This is a genomic window from Streptomyces sp. NBC_00669, from assembly GCF_036226785.1.
Lineage (GTDB): Bacteria > Actinomycetota > Actinomycetes > Streptomycetales > Streptomycetaceae > Actinacidiphila.
This window is the reverse complement of the sequence record NZ_CP109018.1, coordinates 3,544,954-3,564,559: the sequence shown is the minus strand read 5'-3', so window position 1 is coordinate 3,564,559 and position 19,606 is coordinate 3,544,954. Positions and strand designations below refer to the sequence as shown.

Genomic DNA, 19,606 nt, shown 5'->3' with positions numbered 1-19,606 from the left:
AGCGAACTCCCTACGTCACAGCGCGAGCCGCCGCGCCAGGTCCGAGGTGATGGCGCCGCGCGGGTCGTAGCGGGCGCGCAGGGAACGGAAGTCGTCCAGCCGCGGGTACATCCGGGCGAGCATGTCGGGCCGCAGCCGGGAGTCCTTGGCGAGGTAGACCCGGCCGCCGGCGGCCGCGACCGCCTCGTCGAGCTCGTCGAGGAGCGCGCCGAGCCCCGGCAGCCCCGCGGGGATGTCCAGCGCGAGGGTCCACCCGGCCATCGGGAAGGAGAGCCAGCCCGGATCGCCCGACCCGAACCGTTTGAGCACCGCGAGGAACGACGGGCAGCCGCGGGTGCTCAGCCGGCGCACCACCGAGCGCAGCGTCTCCTCCTGGCCGTGCCCGACCACGAACTGGTACTGCACGAAGCCGGCCCGGCCGTAGACGAGGTTCCAGTCCGGCAGGCCGTCCAGCGGGTGGAAGAAGGTGGCGAGCTTCTGGAGCTGGCCGCGCCGCTCGCGGGGCGCCTTGCGGTACCAGAACTCGTTGAACAGCCCGACGGTGGTGCGGCCGAGCAGCCCGTCGGGCGCGGGGCGCGGCGGGGCCGGCAGCCGGCGCGGGCGGAACGCGAGGGGGGCGCGGCGGGCCCGCTCCGGCAGCGCTTCGAGCGGGGCGTGGTCGCCGCGGGTGAGCACGGCCCGGCCGGTGCGGGCGCCACGGGCGAGCAGGTCGATCCAGGCCACCGAGTAGCGGTAGTGGTGGTCGGCGGCGGTCATCCGGGCCATCAGGTCGTCCAGGTCGGTGGCCCGCTCGGTGTCCACGGTCATCAACGACGTCTCGACCGGCAGCAGTTGGATTGTGGCGGCCAGCACCACCCCGGTCAGGCCCATCCCGCCGGCGGTCGCCCAGAACAGCTCCGGCTCCGCCTCCGGGGTCACCAGCCGGGTCTCGCCGTCGCCGGTCAGCAGTTCGAAGGCGAGCACGTGGCGGCTGAAGGAGCCCGAGACGTGGTGGTTCTTGCCGTGGATGTCGGCGCCGATCGCGCCGCCGACGGTGACGTAGCGGGTCCCGGGGGTGACCGGCACGAACCAGCCGAGCGGCAGCAGCACCTCCATCAGCCGGTGCAGCGACACCCCCGCGTCGCACGTGACCACGCCGCCGACGGCGTCGATCTCGTGGATACGGTCCAGCGCGGTCATGTCCAGCACCGCGCCGCCCGCGTTCTGCGCCGCGTCGCCGTACGCCCGGCCCAGGCCCCGGGCGATGGCGCCGCGGCCGTCGCAGGCCCGTACCGCCTCGACGACCTCCTCGTACGTGCCCGGGCGCAGCAGCCGGGCGGCGGTCGGGGCGGTGCGGCCCCAGCCGGTGACGGGGGTGGTGGCCGGCGCGAGCGGTACGGGCATGTCCGTGAACGTACCGCCGGCCAACCCGGAGGAATGCCCTATTGGGTGAGGTTCGACGGTATATGCGGCTTTTCTCACCGTAACGGTCGATCGGGAGGGGTAAGCGCGAGTGCCGCACGGTAAGCATTCGCAGTCCGATGGCCGAATCGTATGACTCACGCGCCGTGCGCGACGCGCACGGCGCACGCGACCCAGGGGACCCAGGGGGCGTGCACCCCGCACGCGACCCGGGGGGCGCGGCCGGCCATCGGCGCGAAGCCCGACCGAGGAAGCGAGGAGGTGCGGCCGGTGTTCCGCCCGGATCACGACCTGCTGACCGTGCTGCGCGGCTGCGGCCGGCAGCCGTACGCCGCCGCCGCGGCAAGGGGGCTATCGATGGCCGGCGAGCACGGCGCGGTCTGGCTCGCCGCCGGGCTGGCCGGCGCGGCGGCCGACCCGGCCCGCCGCGGCGCGTGGCTGCGCGCCACCGCCCTGGTGGCCGCCTCGCACGCCGCGAGCATGGCCGTCAAGCGCGTGGTGCGCCGCCCGCGCCCGCAACTGCCGCCCGGCGCCGCGCCACTGGTGCGCACCGCCGGCCGGCACAGTTTCCCCAGCTCGCACGCCGCCTCCTCCGCCGCCGCCGCGCTCGCCTTCGGCGCGCTCGCCCCGGCCGCGCCCTTCCGCCCGCTCGCGACCGCGATCTGCCTGTCCCGGCTGGTCGCGGGCGTCCACTACCCGACCGATGTCGCCTTCGGCGCGCTGCTCGGCGCGACCACCGCCCGCCTCGGGCGGGACTGGACCCACAGGGGTGTGCGATGAGTGAACCCGCCACCGTCATCGAGCAGTCGGCGCCGCCGGCGCTCGCCGTCCCCGGCACCGGCTGGACCCTCGCCACCGGGCTGCTGCGGGCCGCCCGGCCCCGGCAGTGGGTGAAGAACGGGCTGGTGCTCGCCGCGCCGTTCGCCGCCGCCCGGCTGCTCGACCTCGACGAGGCGATACGGCTGGCGACCGCGCTGGTGCTCTTCATCGCCTGCTCGGCCGCGGTCTACCTGATCAACGACGCCCGCGACGCGGAGGCGGACCGGGCCCACCCGGTGAAGTGCCGCCGCCCGGTCGCCAGCGGCCAGGTCCCGGTCTCCGTCGCCTACACCGCCGGCGGCCTGCTCGCCGTCCTCGCCCCCGCCGTGGGCGCGCTCGCCTGCAACGGCCACACCGCAGCGCTGCTCGCCGCGTACGTGGTCATGCAACTCGCCTACTGCCTGCGGCTGAAGCACATGCTCGTGGTCGACCTCGTCATCGTCACCACCGGCTTCCTGATGCGGGCCATGGCCGGCGGGCTCGCCCTGAACATCGATCTCTCCCGCTGGTTCCTGATCACCTCCGGCTTCGGCGCGCTGTTCATGGTCGCCGCCAAGCGGTACTCCGAACTCGTCCTGATGTCGCAGCGCGACGGCGACCTGACCGCCACCCGCGCGCTGCTCGGCGAGTACACCATCGGCTATCTGCGGTTCGTCTGGCAGCTCGCGGCGGGCGTGGCCGTGCTCGCCTACTGCCTGTGGGCGCTGGAGAGCAGCGGCGGCGAGCACGGCCTGCTGCCCTGGCGGCAGTTGTCGATGGTCCCCTTCACCCTGTCGGTGCTGCGTTACGCGGTCTTCGCCGATGTCGGCGCCGCCGGTGAGCCCGAGGACGTGGTGCTGCGCGACCGCCCGCTGCTGGTGATCGCCATGGCGTGGAGCGCGCTGTACGTGCTCGCGGTGGTCAATTCGTGAGGCGGCGGGTGGGGCGGCCGGTGGGGCGGGTCTCGTCGTGCGCGGGCTGAGGGGGTCCGCGCGGCGCGAGGTGAGGGGGGCCGCGCGGCGCGAGGTGAGGGGGGCCGCGCGGCGCGGGATGTGGCCGGAGTTGATGGGGTTCGCGCTGGCCGGAGGGGCCGCGTACGCCGCCGACCTTGGGCTGTTCGTGTGGCTGCGCGGGCCGGGCGGGATGGGGCCGCTGACCGCGAAGTCGCTGTCGTTCCTGGCCGGCTGCTCGGTGGCGTACCTCGGCAACGCGCTGGGCACCTACCGCGGTCGCGGCCCGGTCCGGGGCAGCCGGGCGCGGCGGTACGGCGCCTTCTTCGCGGTGAACCTCGCCGGGGCGCTGGTGCAGTTGGCGTGCCTGGGCTTCTCGCACTACGTCCTCGGCCGCACCTCGGCGCGCGCCGACGTGGTCTCCGGCGCGGGGGTCGGGATGGTGCTGGCCACCGCGCTGCGGTTCTGGGGCACCCGGACGCTGGTGTTCAGCTCCGCCGCCCGCGGGGACGGGCCCGGCCGGCGACGCCCGGACGAGGGACCCGCGCAGCCCGCGGGCGTGCAGGCCACGGGGGAGGGTAGCCGCCCGACATGGACTGGTTGACCCGGCTGCCGTGGATCGGCCCGCACATCGCGCGGGCGATGCGCACCCACGCGTGGCGGGCGTTCGCGCACCTGCAGACCGTGCACTGGACGCGGCTGGCCGCCGCGATGACCTTCACCAGCTTCCTGTCGCTCTTCCCGCTGCTCGCGGTGGTCGCCGCGGTCGGCGCCGCCACCTTGTCGGATCACCAGCTCGACACGCTGGAGCACAAGATCTCCCAGCAGATCCCCGGCATCGCCGACAAGCTCGACATCAACAGCCTGGTCTCCAACGCCGGCACCATCGGCGTGGCGGCCGCCGCCGCGCTGGTGTTCACCGGTATCGGGTGGGTCGGCTCGCTGCGCGACTGCCTGCGCGCGGTGTGGCGCAAGGACGACGAGGAGCGCAACCCGGTCAAGGCCAAACTCTTCGACGGCGGGGTGCTGCTGGGCCTGGGCGCGGCCGCGCTGGTCTCGCTCGCGGCCTCCGGCTTCGCCACCGCGGCGGTCAACTGGACCGCCGACCGGGTCGGCCTGGACCACCACGGCCCGGGCCGGGTGCTGCTCACCGTCGTCGGCTACGTGCTGGCGATCGTCGCGGACTTCCTCATCCTGGTCTACCTGCTGACGCTGCTGCCCGGCGTCGACCCGCCCCGCCGGGCCGTCGCGGTGGCGGCGCTGATCGGGGCGGTCGGCTTCGAGATGCTCAAGGTCGGGCTGAGCGGCTATCTGCGCGGGGTCGCGGGCAAGAACGTCTACGGCGCCTTCGGCACCCCGATCGCCCTGCTGCTGTGGTTCAACTTCATGGCGAAGCTGCTGCTGTACTGCGCCGCGTGGACCGCGACGCAGTACGGCGAGGTGGCGCCGCGGGGCGCGGTCAGTGCTTCCGGGGGGAGCGGGGACGGCGCCGGATCGCCGGGCGGTCCGGAGAAGTCCCTGGCTGCTGCGCCTTCGTCTGCCCCTGCGTCTGCTCCTGTGCCTGCTCCTGATCCGGCGCGGTCCGCTGAGCGGGGGGAGACGCCTGGAGCGGAAGGTCCCGCGCCGCGCTCGGGCTCGCACCGCTGGGAACCACCGCGGACGGAAGCGGACGGCGACGCCGCACGACGATGATCACCGCGGCCAGTACCACCAGGGTCGCGGCGGTGATCCCGGCCGCCGTCCACAGCCCGCGGGACGACGAAGAGGAAGAGGACGACGCGGCGGCGACCGCGGTCCGCCCGTCCGTCGCGACGGACGACGGCGCCGACGTCTTGGACGCGGGCACCTGGCTCAGGGGAGGCACCAGGGTGCCGACCGGCTTGACCGTCGGCGCGGCCTTGAAGCCCCAGTCCAGCAGCGATGCCGCCTCGCGGTAGACCGCGTTGTGCCCCGACACCGCCGGGTCCGGGTGCATCACGGTGACCAGCAGCTTGCGCCCGCCGCGTTCGGCGACCCCGGTGTACGTGGCGCCGGCGTTCGTCGTGTCGCCGTTCTTCACCCCGGCGATGCCCGGGTACGGTTTCACGTCGTAGTCACCGCTGAGCAGGCGGTCGGTGTTCTGGATCTGGAAGGTCTCCCGGGTCTTGCCCGGCTGGCCCTTCTTGGGGTGCTTGACCTTCTTGTAGTCGCCGGGGAACTTCGCGGTGACCGTCGAGCAGTACTCGCGGAACTCGGGGAGCTGGAGCCCCGCGCGGGCGAACAGCGTCAGGTCGTACGCGCTGCTGGCCTGGCCGGGCATGTCGTAGCCGTCCGGCGAGACCACGTGGGTGTCGTCGGCCTGGAGTTCGTGCGCCTCGGCGTTCATGTCGGCCACGGTCGCCGGGACGCCGTGGTTCATCGCCGACAGGACGTGCACCGCGTCGTTGCCCGAGCGCAGGAACACCCCGAGCCACAGGTCCTTCACGGTGTAGGTCAGGTTCTCCTTGATCCCGACCAGGCTGCTGCCCTCGCCCATGCCCTTCAGGTCCGAGGGCACCACCTTGTGCACGGTCGACGCTGGCAGCTTCGGTATGAGCATGTCGGCCAGCAGCATCTTCAGGGTGCTGGCCGGGGCGAGCTTCCAGTGCGCGTTGTGCTCCGCGAGGACGTCGCCGGTCTCGGCGTCCGTGACGATCCACGAACGCGCGGTGATGCCCTTCGGGAGCGCGGGCACACCCGCGGCCGCGTTCACCTGCGTGCCCGGCAGGCTCAGCCGGTCGCCGCCGACCTTCGACATCACCGCCGGCGGGCTGGGCGTCTTCGGCTTGGCCGGCGCGGCCTGCGCGGTGCCGGCCAGCACGGTCCCTCCCAGCAGGAGGGCGGTCAGGGACGCCGCGGACGCTTTCAGGGCTGAGGTCACTGTCTTGGCCACCCGCAGAACGTACCGGGCCCGGCCGCCCTCCCGCGCCCCCGGGCCCCGCGCCCGTCACGTGACCCTTCGCACGCTCGCCGCCCGGAACCCCCGCACCCCGCCCGTCATCCCTCCCGGCAGCCCGCCCATACTGGTACGTATGAAGCTCAGCCGCCGCGTCTCCTGGTTCCTGGTCGCCTTCGGCGTGTGGTCCTGGATCGTCTGGACGACCTTTGTGAAGAATCTCTGGAAGGACACCAGCGGCCTCGCCTTCCACCACGGCGACCACTCCCACCCGACCGCGTACTTCTGGATTCACCTCGCCCTCGCGATCACCTCCACGATCCTCGGCACCGCGATCGGCGTCCTCGGCATCCGCGGCCTGCGGGCGCTGCGCCGCGAACGGGACCGCGCGGCGGGCGAGCAGCCGCAGGACCTGCGGGAGCAGCAGTCCGAGCGGGCAGCCGCCCGCTGATCCCTGATCGACGGGTCAGTGGCGGGTCGGCGCCGAGGTCACGCGTAACAGGACAGCAGCTCGTCCAGCGTCCAGATGGTCGCCTCCACCCCGGACGTACGGTCCAGATAGCGGTCCCGCTCGATCAGGATGTTCAGGTCGCCGCAGCCGAGCCCGTTGGAGGCGTGCTCGACCAGCGTGCTGCCGGTGCGGCCTCCCTGGATCAGCGCCTGCAAGTGCGCAGCGCCCCACTCTACCTCGTTGAGCGCCCAGGGAGCGTCGCCCTTGACGACCGCACGCAGCATCGCCGCGAAGAGCTCGGCACAGGTACGCCGCTGACGGCCGTCGGCGAGCTGGGCTATGTGGTTGCCCGTCTCGATGATCGCGGTCACCGGGAGCAGCAGGTCGCAGTCGCGTGCCTCACGCTTGGCCTGGTACTCCTCGACCACTTTCGCGTGATCCTGGCACTTGCCGGGGATCTTCAGCAGGTTGCAGAGGACGGAAGTGTCGACGAACTCGACCCTGCGTGCCATACGTCACCCGATCCCCAGCAGCCGGTCGAACTCGGTGTAGTCGCGATCGCGGGGCGGGCGGGTTTCGAGGCGTCCCCGCGTGACCACCTCGCCGAGCGAGCCCGCTGCCATGGCCGCGGGATAGCCGTCGAGTTCGGTGAGCCGGGTCAGGCGGCTGGTCCCCGTGTCGGGATCGCGCCAGCAGACCACCACGCCCTCGTGATCCTCGGAATCGAGTGCGGAGAGCAGCGCCGGGCTGTGCGTGGTGATGAGCACCTGGGTGCTGTTGGCCGCACCGGCCTGGCGGACCAGCCCGAGCACCTCGGACGCCTGGGACGGATGGAGGCCGTTTTCCAGTTCCTCGATCACCAGCATCAGCGAGCGTTCGTCCCGCTCGGTGGTGGAAGGCCCCAGGTCGAGCCCGCCACCACCGGTGAGGAGCGAGGTCGTGATGGCCAGGAAGCGGAGCATCCCGTCGCTCATCTCCCGGGCGGGTGTGAGGCCGAGCGGGCCCTCGTTGAGCGCGATCATGACGTCGCCGAGTTCGGAACGGGTGACCGCGAGTGTCTCGATCTCGTGATCGGCGAGGCCGCGCAGCAACTCCACCAGGCGCCCGAAGAGGGGCCCGTCGGTACGCTCGATGTTCCCCACCGCGGCCGACAGGTTCTCGGCGGTACGGCGCAGGCTGCTGTCGCGTGAGGGGACGTACTGGCGCATGAGGTGGGGGACGGGGTCGAGGTGGAAGACGCCCTCCAGCGTGGAGATCATCGTCTCGGCGCACCGCACGGCGTACTTGCCGCCAGGCGTCTCACCGTCGACGCGCAACGGGAGCTGCGCCGTCAGAAGGCGGGAGCCGCGGAACCGGAGTTGCGGGTCCCGGCCCGGTTTTCCGTTGTGCCAGGTGGCCACCACATCGCCGTGCTCCGCGTTCGACTCGCGGCTCACCAGCATGTCCTGGCGGCCGTCGTCGGTCCGGGCCGTCAGCCGCTCCTCGATGATCTGCACCTCGGGCTCGACCTGGACGGTCACATCGAGCTGGATCGGTCCACGCTTCGTCCGCACGCTGCACCCGAGCGAGAAACGGTCGGAGCCGTGCGGGACGCACCCTGCCAGTCCGCCCCGGACCGCGCCTTCCGGACCGCGCCGGCTCTCCAGCGCCTCGGCGATGTCCTCGCCCCGGGCGAGCCGGGACAGCACTTCGAGACCGTCGAGCGCGTTGGACTTCCCGCTGCTGTTGCGACCGATGAGAGTGGTCAGCGGGGCAAGGGGGAGGACCTGGTCGCGAAAGCTCTTGAAGGCGGTCAGCCGCACCTCTTCGATGCCCTGGACGTTCACGCGATTCAAGCTACCCCAGCGGGTCATCAGGCGGCCCTTTCCGTGGGGGGTGGGGTGGGGCGGCAGTCGGCGCAGCGGGTGGTGGGGTCGTGGGTGCGGAAGGCGCGGTCGCAGCCGTCGCAGGTGTGGAGGGGGGCCGGGCGGCCGGTTGGCAGGGGTGCGGGTGGGAGTGGGGGTGGCAGGAGGGCCGTCAGGCGGTGGGCGAGGAAGCGGCCCGGGTGGTGGACGGGGCCGTGCGGCAGGCCGGAGGTCAGGGCGCGGGTGACCTGGTCCGGGTCGGCGAGGCGCTCCAGCCAGGTGTCCACGGCGGGGACCAGGCGCGCGATGTCGCGGGCGGGCAGCAGCAGGCGGGGGTCGGCGAGCCGCAGCCGGGCGAGCAGGTCGGCGGCGGGTCCCCGGGTGGGCGCCCGCACGGGCTCCTCGGCGGGGATCGGCGTCGGGCGGGCCGTGGAAGTCGGCACGGGTGCTTCCGGGCCGATGCCGCCTCCTCTGCCTCCTCCGCTCGGTCCGCCTCCTCCGTCCGGTTCGGGCGGCTGCGGGGGCCAGGGGTGGCCGGGCTCCGGGCGGTCGTACGCGATCGTGCGGCTGGCGAACCGGCCGCCGCCGATCAGGAAGCGGCGCCGCTCCAAGTAGCCGGTGGCGACAAGCTCGTTGAGCGCGCGGCGGATCGTGATCTCGCCCTCGGGGAAGCGTGCGGTGAGCGCCTTCACGGTCACCGGGGCACCGTCGGGCAGCGACAGGATGTACACGCCGAGCCCGATCGCGAGGGCGGACAACCCGGTGTGCTGGGCCAGGTGGTTGCCGATCACCGTGAAGTTCTCGGTGTGGCGGTGCCGGACGTGGATCACCCCGGAGTACGGAGTGCCGTCGGGGAGTGGGGACGCGGACAGGGGCGCGTTAGACTGAGGGTCAGCCATCGGGAAGGTGTGTCTTCCTGGTTGGTCAGGCCCTCGGACCAGGATTGCCGTCCTGCCGGGGGCCGAAGTCGTTTCGGTGGGTGGGGCGCTGCCGGTGGTGCGGAGTGGCGGCGCCGTTAGCGGCGACCGTACCGCATCCATCCGACAATCCTGACGGTATGTCACCCGTTCGGGTTAATGGTCGGATGCGGGCCGGGGGAGCCCCGACTGCGGGGACGGCAGGGGTGGTTGGTGGTTCTTTCACCTGGTCCTTTAGGTACCTCGCGACCGGCCGGTACCGGGGCCACCGCAACGTGTGCGGCCACGCCCCGGACGTGGATCGCCGCCGCGAACTCGCTACGGACGCGCCCCCTGCGGGCCTTCGTCCATGACCACTTCCGCCCGCACCGTCTTGCCGACCTCGCGCGACGAGACACCCCACGCCCGCGCCGGCGCCTGCACCGGCAGCAGCCCGCGTTCGGGCCCGAGGCATGGGCCGCGTTCGTCGCGTACGCCGCCGAGCGGGCCCGAGCGCAAGGGCGTCAAGTGCCGGACGGGTCCGCCCGAGAGGTGAGTTGAACGTTTCAATCACGTCAGGTGTGACCGGGTGAGGTCGCACGGCGAGGCGCGGCGTAGACGACTTCCTTCCTGGGCATTGCCCGGATCGAAAGCACGGGTCTAACCTGGCGCACGAGTTGAACCGAATCAACTGCACCGGGTCGTCTCCGCGTGCCGTCCAGCGTCCGATGCCGACGAAGGAGCGGGACGGACGGTGCCCCGTGTCGGGTTCCGTGACGGGTTCCGTGTCGGGTTTCGCGACGGCGCCGGGACGACGGCCGACACGGACGACCGTTCGCCTGCTCGGCTCGCCGCTTCGTCGCTTCGCCGCTTCTCCGCCAGGAGGCACCCGTATGGTCACGCGCAGAACGTTCCTGTCCGGCTCGGCGGCCGCGGCGGTGGTCGGCGTCGGTGCGGAGCCCGCTGCCGCCGAGGCCCGTACGCCGGCGGGCGCCGGGTCGATGCGCCCGATCGACCGGCAGGCCGTGGTGGCCCGCCACCGCGTGGTCCGCGGGAAGCTCGACACGCAGAGCCCCCTGCAAGTCGGCAACGGCGGGTTCGCGTTCGGCGTCGACGTCACCGGGCTGCAGACGTTCGTGCCGTTCAACACCCTGTCGGACTGGGGCTGGCACAGCTTCCCGCTGCCGCCCGGCCAGGAGCCGTCCGACTTCCGCGGCCAGGTCTGGGACACGCACGGCCGGCCCGTCGACTACCCCATTCCCAACCCGGACCAGCCCGAACTGTCGGCGTGGCTCTACGCCAATCCGGCCCGCCTCAACCTCGGACGTATCGGCATGGAGCTGACCATGCCCGACGGCCGCGCGGCCACCGCCGACGACCTCACGGCCGTCCACCAGGAACTCGACCTGTGGACCGGCGTCCTCGACAGCCGGTTCGAGATCGCGGGCGAACCGGTCCACGTCCGTACCTGCTGCCACCCCGACCACGACACGATCGCCGTGCAGATCGACTCGCCGCTCGTCGCCACTGGGCGGTTGGCGGTGCTCCTCGACTTCCCGTATGCCGACGGGCAGGAGTTCGCGGCGTACGTCGGTAACTACGGTGCACCGGACGCCCACACGACGACGGCGACGACGCGCGGGCACGACCGCGCCGACCTCACGCACCGGCTGGACTCCACCGAGTACCACGTCGCGCTCGCCTGGGAAGGCCAGGGCGCGTTCACCGCGCTGGGCGCCACCACCGGCGAACTCGCCATCCGTACCGCGCGGTACGGCACCGACGGCCACTGGGCCGACGTCACCGGCATCCTCGCGCCGCTCGTCGCGGACGACTCGCTGACCCTGCTGGTCAACTACCTGAACCTCGGCGACCCGGCGCCCGGCCAGGCCAAGCGCCTGGAGGTCGGCTACACGTACGCGGGCCAGGACCACGACATCGTCGTCCCCGACGGCCAGACCCTGTCGATCGGAGCGGCGGCCGACCGGCACCGCTACCGCCTCGCCGCCGGCGGCCGTACCGACCGGCTGCGGTTCACCTGCACCTACGCGCCCACGCCGGTCGGATCGGTGCCGACGTCGAGCGCGAGCTTCGCGGCGAGCACCCGGGCCTGGCGCCAGTACTGGCTCTCCGGCGGGGCGATCGACCTGTCCGCGAGCACCGACCCGCGCTGGGAGGAACTGGAGCGGCGCGTCGTGCTCTCCCAGTACCTGATGCGCGTCAACGAGGCGGGCTCGCTGCCGCCGCAGGAGGCCGGGCTCGTCAACAACGGCTGGAACGGCAAGTTCCACATGGAGATGTACTGGTGGCACGGCGCGCACTGGGCGCTGTGGAACCGCTGGCCGATGCTCGACCGCAGCCTGGACGTCTACGAGCGCTTCCACCGGTCGGCGCGTGAACGGGCGCAGTTCCAGGGCTTCGGCGGCGCGCGCTGGCCGAAGTGCACGACGGCCGACGGGCGCGAGTCGCCGCACGTCATCCACGCCCTGCTGGTGTGGCAGCAGCCGCACCCGCTCTTCCTCGCCGAGATGGACTACCAGGCGCACCCCGACGAGAGCACGTTGCACAAGTGGCGCGACATCGTCTTCGACACCGCCGACTTCCTTTCCTCCTGGGCCTTCTGGGACGAGGCCACGAGCCGTTACATCCTCGGCCCGCCCATGTACGTCGTCTCGGAGAACACCGACCCGAGGACCACGCAGAACCCGACGTTCGAACTCGCCTACTGGCGCTTCGGGTTGCGGATCGCGCAGCAGTGGCGCAAGCGCCTCGGCCTGCGCGACGATCCGCGGTGGCAGCGCGTCCACGACAGGCTCGCGCCGCTGCCGGCGCAGGACGGGGTGTACGTCCTGCACGAGGGCGTCCAGGACATGTGGACGCAGTGGAACTACGAGCACCCGGCCCTGATCGGGCCGTACGGCTGGCTTCCGGGCGACGGCGTGGACGTGCCCACGATGGCCCGCACCGCCGAGAAGGTCTTCACCGGCTGGCAGTTCGACCAGACCTGGGGATGGGACTTCCCGATGCTCGCGATGTGCGCCGCGCGGCTCGGCCGCCCCGACGACGCCGTGGACTTCCTGCTCCACCCGGCCGCGGGCTTCCAGTTCGACGACGCCGGCCTGGCCACCGGCGGGCCGTTCCCCTACTTCCCCAGCAACGCCGCGCTGCTGTACGCCGTCGCCTTCATGGCCGCAGGCTGGGACGGCGCCCCCGACCGCCACGCCCCGGGCTTCCCGTCCGACCGGAGCTGGTCGGTGCGCTTCGAAGGGCTGCAGTCCGCCTTGTGAGTTCAGGGCCGAGGGGCGCACCACCGGTCAGGTGATTCCGGGGGCGGGTCCGGGCGGTTGGGCGGGTCGCCGCGCCTGGCACGGTCCATGATCGCCTACGCCGACATCTCGGCCTCGGCTGTCGGCGGACGGAGGCGGTCATGGACATCCTGCTGGTGGCGAGCGCGTTCAACAGCCTGACGCAGCGCGTGTTCGCGGAGTTGGGGGACCGCGGGCACCGGGTGGCGGTGGAACTGGCGCTCGGGGACGAGGCGTTGCGCGAGGCCGTCGCGAGCCACTCGCCCGAGCTGATCGTCGCACCGATGCTCAGGACGGCGATCCCGCGGGACATCTGGTCGGCGTACACCTGCCTGATCGTCCACCCGGGCCCGGTGGGGGACCGCGGACCGTCGTCGCTGGACCGGGCCGTCACCGAGGGGGCCGAGGAGTGGGGGGTGACGGTCCTCCAGGCGGTCGCCGAGATGGACGCGGGCGACGTGTGGGCGTCGGTGGCCTGCCCGGTGCCCCCGGTCGGCAAGAGCGACCTGTACCGCAACGAGATCGGTGACGCGGCGGCCCGAGCGGTGATGCTGGCGGTCGAGCGCGTCGCCGCCGGGAGCTATGTGCCGCGCCCGCAGCAGGCAACTTCCGCAACTTCCGCAACTTCCGCAGCTCCCGCAGCTCCCGCAGCTCCTGGTGCCGAAGGGCCCGCCGAACCCGCCGCCGCCGGACCGGGGGCGCCGCGGTCCCGGCCCTACCTCGACCAGAGCGAGCGGCGGATCGACTGGACGGCGGACCCCACCGAACTGGTGGTGCGGAAGCTGCGGGCGGCCGACTCGCAGCCCGGCGTGCTCGACGACCTGCTCGGGGTGCAGTGGTACCTGCATGGCGGGCATCCCGAGGACGTCCTGCGCGGGCGCCCCGGGACGCTGCTGGCCACCCGTGCCGGAGCCGTCTGCCGTGCGACCGTGGACGGAGCGGTGTGGCTTCCCGAACTGCGGCCCCGCCGCAAGCCGGGCGGGCCCGCCACCTTCAAGCGGCCGGCCGTACTCGCCCTCGGGGACCGGATGCCCGCGCTGCCCGAGTCCGCCGTCCCGCTGTGGCTGCCCCGGGAGCGGCGGACGTACAGCGACATCCGCTACGAGGAGGACGGGCAGATCGGTTTCCTGCGGTTCGCCTTCCCCGGCGGCGCGATGAGTACCGACCAGTGCCGGCGGCTGCTCGCCGCCCACCGTTTCGCCTGCTCGCGCCCGACCACCGTGCTGGTGCTGGGCGGCGCCAGGGACTTCTTCTCCAACGGCATCCACCTGAACGTGATCCAGGGCGCCGCTGACCCGGCCCAGGAGTCCTGGGAGAACATCAACGCCATGGACGACCTCGTCGAGGCGCTGCTGACGACCCCGGACCGGCTGGTCGTGGCCGCGCTCGCCGGTAACGCGGCAGCCGGCGGAGTGCCGCTCGCGCTGGCCGCGGACGAGGTCTGGTGCCGCGCCGGGGCCGTGCTCAACCCCCACTACCGCCTGATGGGGCTGCACGGTTCGGAGTACTGGACGTACACGCTGCCCCGCCGGGTGGGGGACGCGCAGGCCGAACGGCTCATGCGGCAGGCCCTGCCGGTGACCGCCGCCCGCGCGCGCGACCTCGGCCTCGTCGACCTCGTGCTCGACAGCACACCCGCGCAGTTCGGTGCGGCCGTCGCGGAACGTGCCGCACGTCTGGCGTCGGCGCCCCGCACGCAGCAGCGCGTCGTCGAGAAGAAGGCGCGGCGGGAACGGGACGAGGAGACGCTGCGGGCCCACCGCGAGCGGGAACTGGCCCGGATGCGGCAGACCTTCTTCGACCCGGACGCGCCGTACCACGCGCTGCGCAGTGCCTTCGTCACCAAGCAGCGCCCCGCGCGGACCCCTGAGCATCTGCGCTGCGGGAACACGGCGGACTAGGGCCGGCCGCAGGCGGGTCGGGCGCCGGCGGCGGGTGGGTCGGGCGCCGTTCGGCGGTCAGGCGCGGCGTTTGCGTCTACTGGTGGGGGTGGGCGGCTTCGGTGGGGTGGGGAGGGGGGTTTTGCCGATGGTGGGGAGGATGAAGTCCTGGATCAGGCCCTTGGCGTCGCGGACCAGGGGGCGGAAGGCCCGGTAGCGGGAAAGGGTGATGATCCGGGCGACGAACGGGGTGGAGCGGCGGACGAACTCGCGGGTGCGGGCGGTGTCCTCGGTGCGGTCGAAGACCCAGTACAGGACGACGACCATCAGGTGCAGCCACAGCAGGTCGGGGAGGAGTTCGGCGAGTTCCGCGTCGAGTTTGGGGGCGAGGTCGGAGCCGGTCAGGACGTCGCGGAAGAGGGCGACGGCGGTCTCGCGGGCCGGGTGGGACTCGTTGGAGAACGGGCTGAGCGAGCTGTCCGGGTCGGCGGCGGTGCGGAAGAACTGCGCGGCGAACTCGTGGTACTCCGCCGCGCAGTCCAGCCAGGAGGCGAGGGTGATCTCCAGGCGCCGCGCGAAATCCCGCTCCCCCTCCATGCGGGATGTCGCGTCGCGCGCGTGGTCGTGCGTCATCAGGTCGTAGAACCCCTGGATCAGGAATTCCTTCGACTCGAAGTAGTAGTACGCGTTGCCGACCGAGACCCCGGCCTCCTGGGCGATCGCCCGCATCGTGGTCTTGTCGTAGCCGCGCTCCTGGAACAGCCGCATCGCCGTGGCGAGGATCAGCGCCCGGGTCTGCTCGCTCTTGCCCGTCTTCGGCCTGGCCCGGCCGCCGGGCAGCGGCTCGGCCTCGCCGGTGTCGGCGGCCTTCGCGGTGGTGCGGTCGTTCATGTCCTCCACCCGGGTGAGCCTATCCGGGGGCGGGGCCGCAGCCGTCCGTGCAGGTGCCGTCGTGCTCCCCGGCGCCGGTGCGGGTGCCGGTGCGTGAGGTGGGCGCGGAGTCGGGGCCAGGCTCCGGGTTCGGCTCCGGGCTCGGCCCGGGCGCCTGGCTCCATCCGGTGACCCGGTCGTACGTCCAGCCGGGCGCCATCCCGTACGTCACCTTCCCCGGCGGCCTGGCCGGCCGGTGGGCGAGCGCGCCGTGGCTGGTCGTACCGCGGTACTTCGCCGCGCTGAGCACCGCGGCCCGGGCCAGCCGTCGCCCGGCCGGCCTGGTCAGGGTGTGCGCGAACTCGCGGTGCCCGGCCAGCGCCCACAGGCAGACGATGAACGCGTTGTCGCCCCGGTAGACCTGGCCCTGGTCGCCCACCGCGGTGATCTCCTTGGCCGTGGCGGCGTGGTCCAACTCCGGGAAGCGGCGCAGCGCTTCGCCCGACCCGGTGGGCACCAGGTCGATCGGCACGAGCTGCCGCTGCCGGGCCAGCCAGTCCGCGACGAACGAGCACAGCTTGCAGCGCGGGTCGTACAGCACGGTCAGCCCGCGCAACGGCCGGCGGGGGATCGCCCGGCGGGGGACCGGCCGGCGTCCGCTCCCGGTCGCGCTCCCACTCCCGCTCCCGGTCCCACTCCTGCTCCCGGTCACGCGTGCCGCGGCCGGCGGCCGGTACGGCTCCGCCCGGCGGGCCGCGGTGTCGGCGGCCATCTCAGGCCCCCGCGGGCTTGGGCGCCCACGCGGTCGGCGTGGTGTCGTCCGGCTCGATCGGCGGGTACTGCTCGCGGTCGCTCAGGCCGCGCCGCCGGAAGCGGTTGAGGACGTAGACGTTGCCCAGGTGCATGGCGCCGAGCACCAGCAGGACGACGCCGAGCTTGACCGACAGCGCCTCGAAGACCTCACGGGCGTCCTCGATGGTGTCGGTGGTCTTCAGGTAGAGCGCGACGAAGCCGAGGTTGACCAGGTAGAAGCCGACCACCAGCAGGTGGTTGACCGCGTCGGCCAGCTTCTCGTCGCCGTGCAGGACGTCGGACAGGAAGAGCCGGCCGTTGTGGCTGAGCGTCCGGGCCACCCAGACGGTCAGCGTGACGCTGATCGCCAGGTAGATCACATAGGCGAGGACGGTGAGGTTCATGACGCATTCCACCCCTGGGAGAGTGCTCTTGAACGTGTTCAAAACTCTGACAGCAAGGATGCTAGCCCTGTTCTTGAACGTGTTCAAGACTGCCAAGTGCCGTCACTGCGGGACTGGGTGACGGAGTGACGGTCTTGCCGGGTGGCGGGGCGGGGCAGACGAAAGCGGCCCGGCTCCTTCGGGGAGGGAGCCGGGCCGCGTCGGGCGGGTGCGGGAATGCCGCGCCGAGGTGGATGGGCGCGGGAATGCCGCGCCGAGGGACGAGGCGATCGAGCGCGGTCGACCGTCGACACCGGGTCCAAGTGCCCGGAGGCGAGACAGCGGTTGGGAAGGGGGGCCGTTCAGTCGGAGTGGGCGAGTTCCAGGTCGACGTCTCCGTCGCCGTCGCGTTCGTGGTCGGTCAGCCGGACGGTCGCGGGGAAGGGCGGGTAGCCCATGGTGAGGAGGGTGTAGCTGCCCGGGTAGAGGTTGGCGAAGGCGTAGGAGCCGTCCTCGGCGGTGCGGGCCTCGGCGACCTGGTGGCCGTCGGCGTCCCGCAGGACGACCTTCGCGTCCTCGACGGGGCCGCCGTCGGCGCGGCGTACGGTGCCGGTGAGCGAGCCCGTGCCGGTCAACACCAGGTCGCAGTCGACCTGGTGGCCGGCGGTGAGCACGCTCGCGGTCTGCGGGTGGTGCCCGGGGGCGCCCGCCACCAGGACGTAGGAACCGTTGCCCGGGGCCGGCAGCGAGAAGGCGCCGTCCGGGGCGGCCTGGGCCCGGGCGGCCTGGCGGCCGTCCGAGGCGATCAGGGTGAGCTCGGCGCGCGGCACGGGCAGCCCGGCCGCGCCGGTCACCCGCCCGCGCACCAGCGGACCGGGGGCCGGGGTCGGGCCGTCGTCCGGGGCGACCGCGACCCCCGGCGCGGCGGCGGTCGCGAACCCTTCGGCCTCTTCCTCGGCCGGCTCGACCGCCAGATGCGGCAACCGCTTGTCCAGCCACCTCGGCAGCCACCAGTTGGCCGGGCCGAACAGGTGCATCAGGGCCGGCACCAGCACCGTGCGCAGGATGAAAGCGTCCAGCGCCACCGCCCCGGCCAGACCGATGCCGAACATCGCCAGCACCCGCTGGCCGCTGAGCACGAAGGCCGCGAAGACACAGATCATGATGACGGCCGTGGAGTTGATCACCCGGCTGGTCTCGGCGAGGCCGACCCGTACCGCCCGCGCGTTGTCCCGGGTGTGCACCCACTCCTCGTGCATCCGGCTGACCAGGAACACCTGGTAGTCCATCGACAGGCCGAAGAGCAGCGACAGCATGATCACCGGCAGGAAGGCGTCCACCGGTCCCGCCCGCCCGGCGAGCGCGCCGCCCCAGCCCCACTGGAAGACCGCGACCAGCACCCCGAAGGAGGCCGCGGCCGCCACCAGGTTCATCACGGCAGCGGTCAGCGGCACCACCAGCGAGCGGAACGCGAACAGCAGCAGCACGAAGCCGAGCGCGATGATCACCCCGATGAACAGCGGCAACTTGCCGTACAGCACCGTGGAGAAGTCCTCGAACATCGCGGTCTGGCCGCCGACGTACGCCCGCATGGTGCTGCCCTTCTCGGCCGCGGGCACCACGTCGTCACGCAGGTGGTCGATCAGGTCGGACGTCGCCTTGTCCTGCGGGGAGGTGGTCGGCACCGCCTCCACCAGCGCGACCTTCTGGCCGGCCTTCATCGGCATCTGGGCCGCGTAGGCGATGCCGTGGGTGGCGCGCAGATGCGTCACCAGGCCGTCCAGCGCCGCCTGGTCGCCGGCGGACGGCACCTCGGCGAGGATCGTCAGCGGGCCGTTGAAGCCGGGCCCGAAGCCCTCGGCCAGCATGTCGTACGCCTTGCGGGTGGTGGTGCCGGCCGGGTTGTTGCCCTGGTCGGAGGAGCCGAGCCGCAAGGACAGCGCCGGGATCGCCAGCGTCGCCATCACCACGACCGCGACCGCCGCGAGCGAGCGCGGGTGCCGCTGGAGGAAGCCCGACCAGCGCGCCGCCGGGCCGTTGACCTGCTCGACCTGCGGCCCCGACGCGGCCAGCGCTCGCCGCTGCCGGCGGCTGAGCACCCGCAGGCCGAGCAGGCCGAGCAGCGCGGGCAGCAGCGTCATCGCCGCCGCCACGGTGATCACGACCGTCAACGCGGCCGCCACCGCGACACCGTTGAGGAAGGTCAGCCGCAGGGTGAACATGCCCAGCAGCGCGATGCACACCGTGCCGCCCGCGAACAGCACGGCCCGCCCTGAGGTGTTGAGGGCGACGACCGCCGCGTCCTCCGGGCTGCGGCCGCGCAGGATCGCCCGCCGGTGCCGGGTGACGATGAACAGCGCGTAGTCGATGCCGACGCCCAGCCCCACCAGCGTCGCCAACTCCGGTGCGAAGTCGGCCACATCCATGCCGTGGCTGAGCAGGATGATCGCCGAGGACGCGATGCCGATGCCGAACAGCGCGGTGACGATCGGCAGCAGCATCCCGAACAGCGAGCCCAGCGCCAGGAAGAGCACCACCCCGGCGGCCGCGATGCCGATGCCCTCGGCGAGTTCGGGCAGCGGCTGCTCGGCCTGGGCCGGCTTGGCGCCGCCGACCTCGACCCGCAGCCCGGGCGCCCGCGCCGCGTGCGCGGTGTCGATCAGCGACTGCGCCTGCCCGTTGGACAGTTCGCCGCCGATCTTGGTGTACGTCACGGTGGCGTACGCGGTCCGGCCGTCCTTGCTGATCTGCGCCGCGCCCGCCGGGTCGTACGGGCTGACCACCGCACCGACGTCCTTCTGGTGCGCGATCCGCGCCAGCGCCGGGGTGATCCGCTGCCGCACCTGGGCGTCGCGCACCGAACCGGAGTCCACGTGCCACACCACGGTGTCGGCCTCACCGGACTGCTCGGGCACCGCCTTGCCCATCAGGTCGAGCACCTTCGCGGACTCGGTGCCCTTCAGCGAGAACGCGTTGGAGTACGCGTCCCCGGCCATCCGGCCCGCGCCGCCCACGATCAGCAGCGCGGCCGACCACAGCAGGATCACCCACCACTTGTGCCGGAAGCACCAGCGCGCCACACCCGCCACGTCACATCCCCCATCGTCGGTCGACGTCGCATC

The 19,606-nt window shown here is 72.8% G+C and carries 15 protein-coding genes and 1 pseudogene; 7 read left to right on the top strand and 9 right to left on the bottom strand.

Annotation, left to right across the window (positions count from 1 at the left end; all coding sequences use genetic code 11):
- Positions 1-15: 15 nt before the first annotated feature.
- A complete protein-coding gene (locus tag OG896_RS14455; protein ID WP_329365616.1) occupies positions 16-1,383 on the bottom strand; it encodes an FAD-binding oxidoreductase in 1,368 nt (455 codons plus the stop codon).
- A 288-nt stretch (positions 1,384-1,671) separates the two neighbouring features.
- Here OG896_RS14455 and OG896_RS14450 point away from each other — a divergent pair, with 288 nt between their 5' ends.
- From OG896_RS14450 to OG896_RS14435, 4 genes and pseudogenes are all read left to right on the top strand, one after another.
- Positions 1,672-2,181 (top strand): phosphatase PAP2 family protein, encoded by a 510-nt coding sequence (locus OG896_RS14450; protein WP_329365615.1) that lies wholly within the window; start codon positions 1,672-1,674, stop codon positions 2,179-2,181.
- Complete coding sequence (locus OG896_RS14445) at positions 2,178-3,131, top strand: decaprenyl-phosphate phosphoribosyltransferase (RefSeq protein ID WP_329365613.1); 954 nt, start codon at positions 2,178-2,180, stop codon at positions 3,129-3,131. Before OG896_RS14450 ends, OG896_RS14445 begins: the two co-directional genes overlap by 4 nt.
- 118 nt (positions 3,132-3,249) lie before the next feature.
- Positions 3,250-3,753 carry a GtrA family protein gene (locus OG896_RS14440; RefSeq protein WP_329365611.1) on the top strand — a complete coding sequence of 168 codons (504 nt, stop codon included), beginning with the start codon at positions 3,250-3,252 and terminating at the stop codon, positions 3,751-3,753.
- Positions 3,741-4,565 (top strand): annotated as a pseudogene (locus tag OG896_RS14435) (YihY/virulence factor BrkB family protein); the annotation flags it as partial. The gene OG896_RS14440 and the pseudogene OG896_RS14435, both read left to right, overlap by 13 nt.
- Positions 4,566-4,608: 43 nt before the next feature.
- Here OG896_RS14435 and OG896_RS14430 read toward each other — a convergent pair.
- Positions 4,609-6,060: a D-alanyl-D-alanine carboxypeptidase gene (locus tag OG896_RS14430; protein WP_443057040.1), complete on the bottom strand. Its 1,452-nt coding sequence runs from the start codon at positions 6,058-6,060 to the stop codon at positions 4,609-4,611.
- A 139-nt stretch (positions 6,061-6,199) separates the two neighbouring features.
- Between OG896_RS14430 and OG896_RS14425 the strand changes: the two genes are divergently transcribed.
- Positions 6,200-6,514, top strand: coding sequence for an SCO4848 family membrane protein (locus tag OG896_RS14425; RefSeq protein ID WP_329365609.1), 315 nt, complete (start codon positions 6,200-6,202; stop codon positions 6,512-6,514).
- 38 nt (positions 6,515-6,552) lie between these two features.
- Here the strand turns inward: OG896_RS14425 and OG896_RS14420 are convergent, their stop codons facing one another.
- From OG896_RS14420 to OG896_RS14410, 3 genes are read right to left on the bottom strand one after another with little or no spacing between them, the layout of a single operon-like run.
- Entirely contained in the window at positions 6,553-7,026 is a 474-nt protein-coding gene (locus OG896_RS14420) for a hypothetical protein (protein WP_329365607.1), read from the bottom strand.
- Between the two features lie 3 nt (positions 7,027-7,029).
- On the bottom strand, positions 7,030-8,340 hold the full coding sequence (locus OG896_RS14415) for an AAA family ATPase (RefSeq protein ID WP_329365605.1): 1,311 nt from the start codon (positions 8,338-8,340) through the stop codon (positions 7,030-7,032).
- A 26-nt stretch (positions 8,341-8,366) separates the two neighbouring features.
- Complete coding sequence (locus tag OG896_RS14410) at positions 8,367-9,188, bottom strand: helix-turn-helix domain-containing protein (protein WP_329365603.1); 822 nt, start codon at positions 9,186-9,188, stop codon at positions 8,367-8,369.
- Positions 9,189-10,147: 959 nt separating this feature from the next.
- Here OG896_RS14410 and OG896_RS14405 point away from each other — a divergent pair.
- The gene (locus OG896_RS14405) at positions 10,148-12,541 is read left to right on the top strand and encodes a DNAJC11 domain-containing protein (protein ID WP_329365601.1); all 2,394 of its coding nucleotides are present in this window, start codon (positions 10,148-10,150) and stop codon (positions 12,539-12,541) included.
- A gap of 140 nt (positions 12,542-12,681) precedes the next feature.
- A complete protein-coding gene (locus tag OG896_RS14400; RefSeq protein ID WP_329365599.1) occupies positions 12,682-14,460 on the top strand; it encodes an enoyl-CoA hydratase-related protein in 1,779 nt (592 codons plus the stop codon).
- A 57-nt stretch (positions 14,461-14,517) separates the two neighbouring features.
- Here the strand turns inward: OG896_RS14400 and OG896_RS14395 are convergent, their stop codons facing one another.
- The 4 genes from OG896_RS14395 to OG896_RS14380 form a co-directional block, all read right to left on the bottom strand.
- Positions 14,518-15,330, bottom strand: coding sequence for a TetR/AcrR family transcriptional regulator (locus OG896_RS14395; protein WP_329374008.1), 813 nt, complete (start codon positions 15,328-15,330; stop codon positions 14,518-14,520).
- A 19-nt stretch (positions 15,331-15,349) separates the two neighbouring features.
- Positions 15,350-15,925, bottom strand: a complete 576-nt coding sequence (locus OG896_RS14390; protein WP_443057039.1) for a thiol-disulfide oxidoreductase DCC family protein — start codon at positions 15,923-15,925, stop codon at positions 15,350-15,352.
- A 157-nt stretch (positions 15,926-16,082) separates the two neighbouring features.
- Positions 16,083-16,505, bottom strand: a complete 423-nt coding sequence (locus OG896_RS14385; protein WP_328468322.1) for a hypothetical protein — start codon at positions 16,503-16,505, stop codon at positions 16,083-16,085.
- Between the two features lie 341 nt (positions 16,506-16,846).
- Complete coding sequence (locus tag OG896_RS14380) at positions 16,847-19,564, bottom strand: MMPL family transporter (protein ID WP_329374005.1); 2,718 nt, start codon at positions 19,562-19,564, stop codon at positions 16,847-16,849.
- Positions 19,565-19,606: the final 42 nt, after the last annotated feature.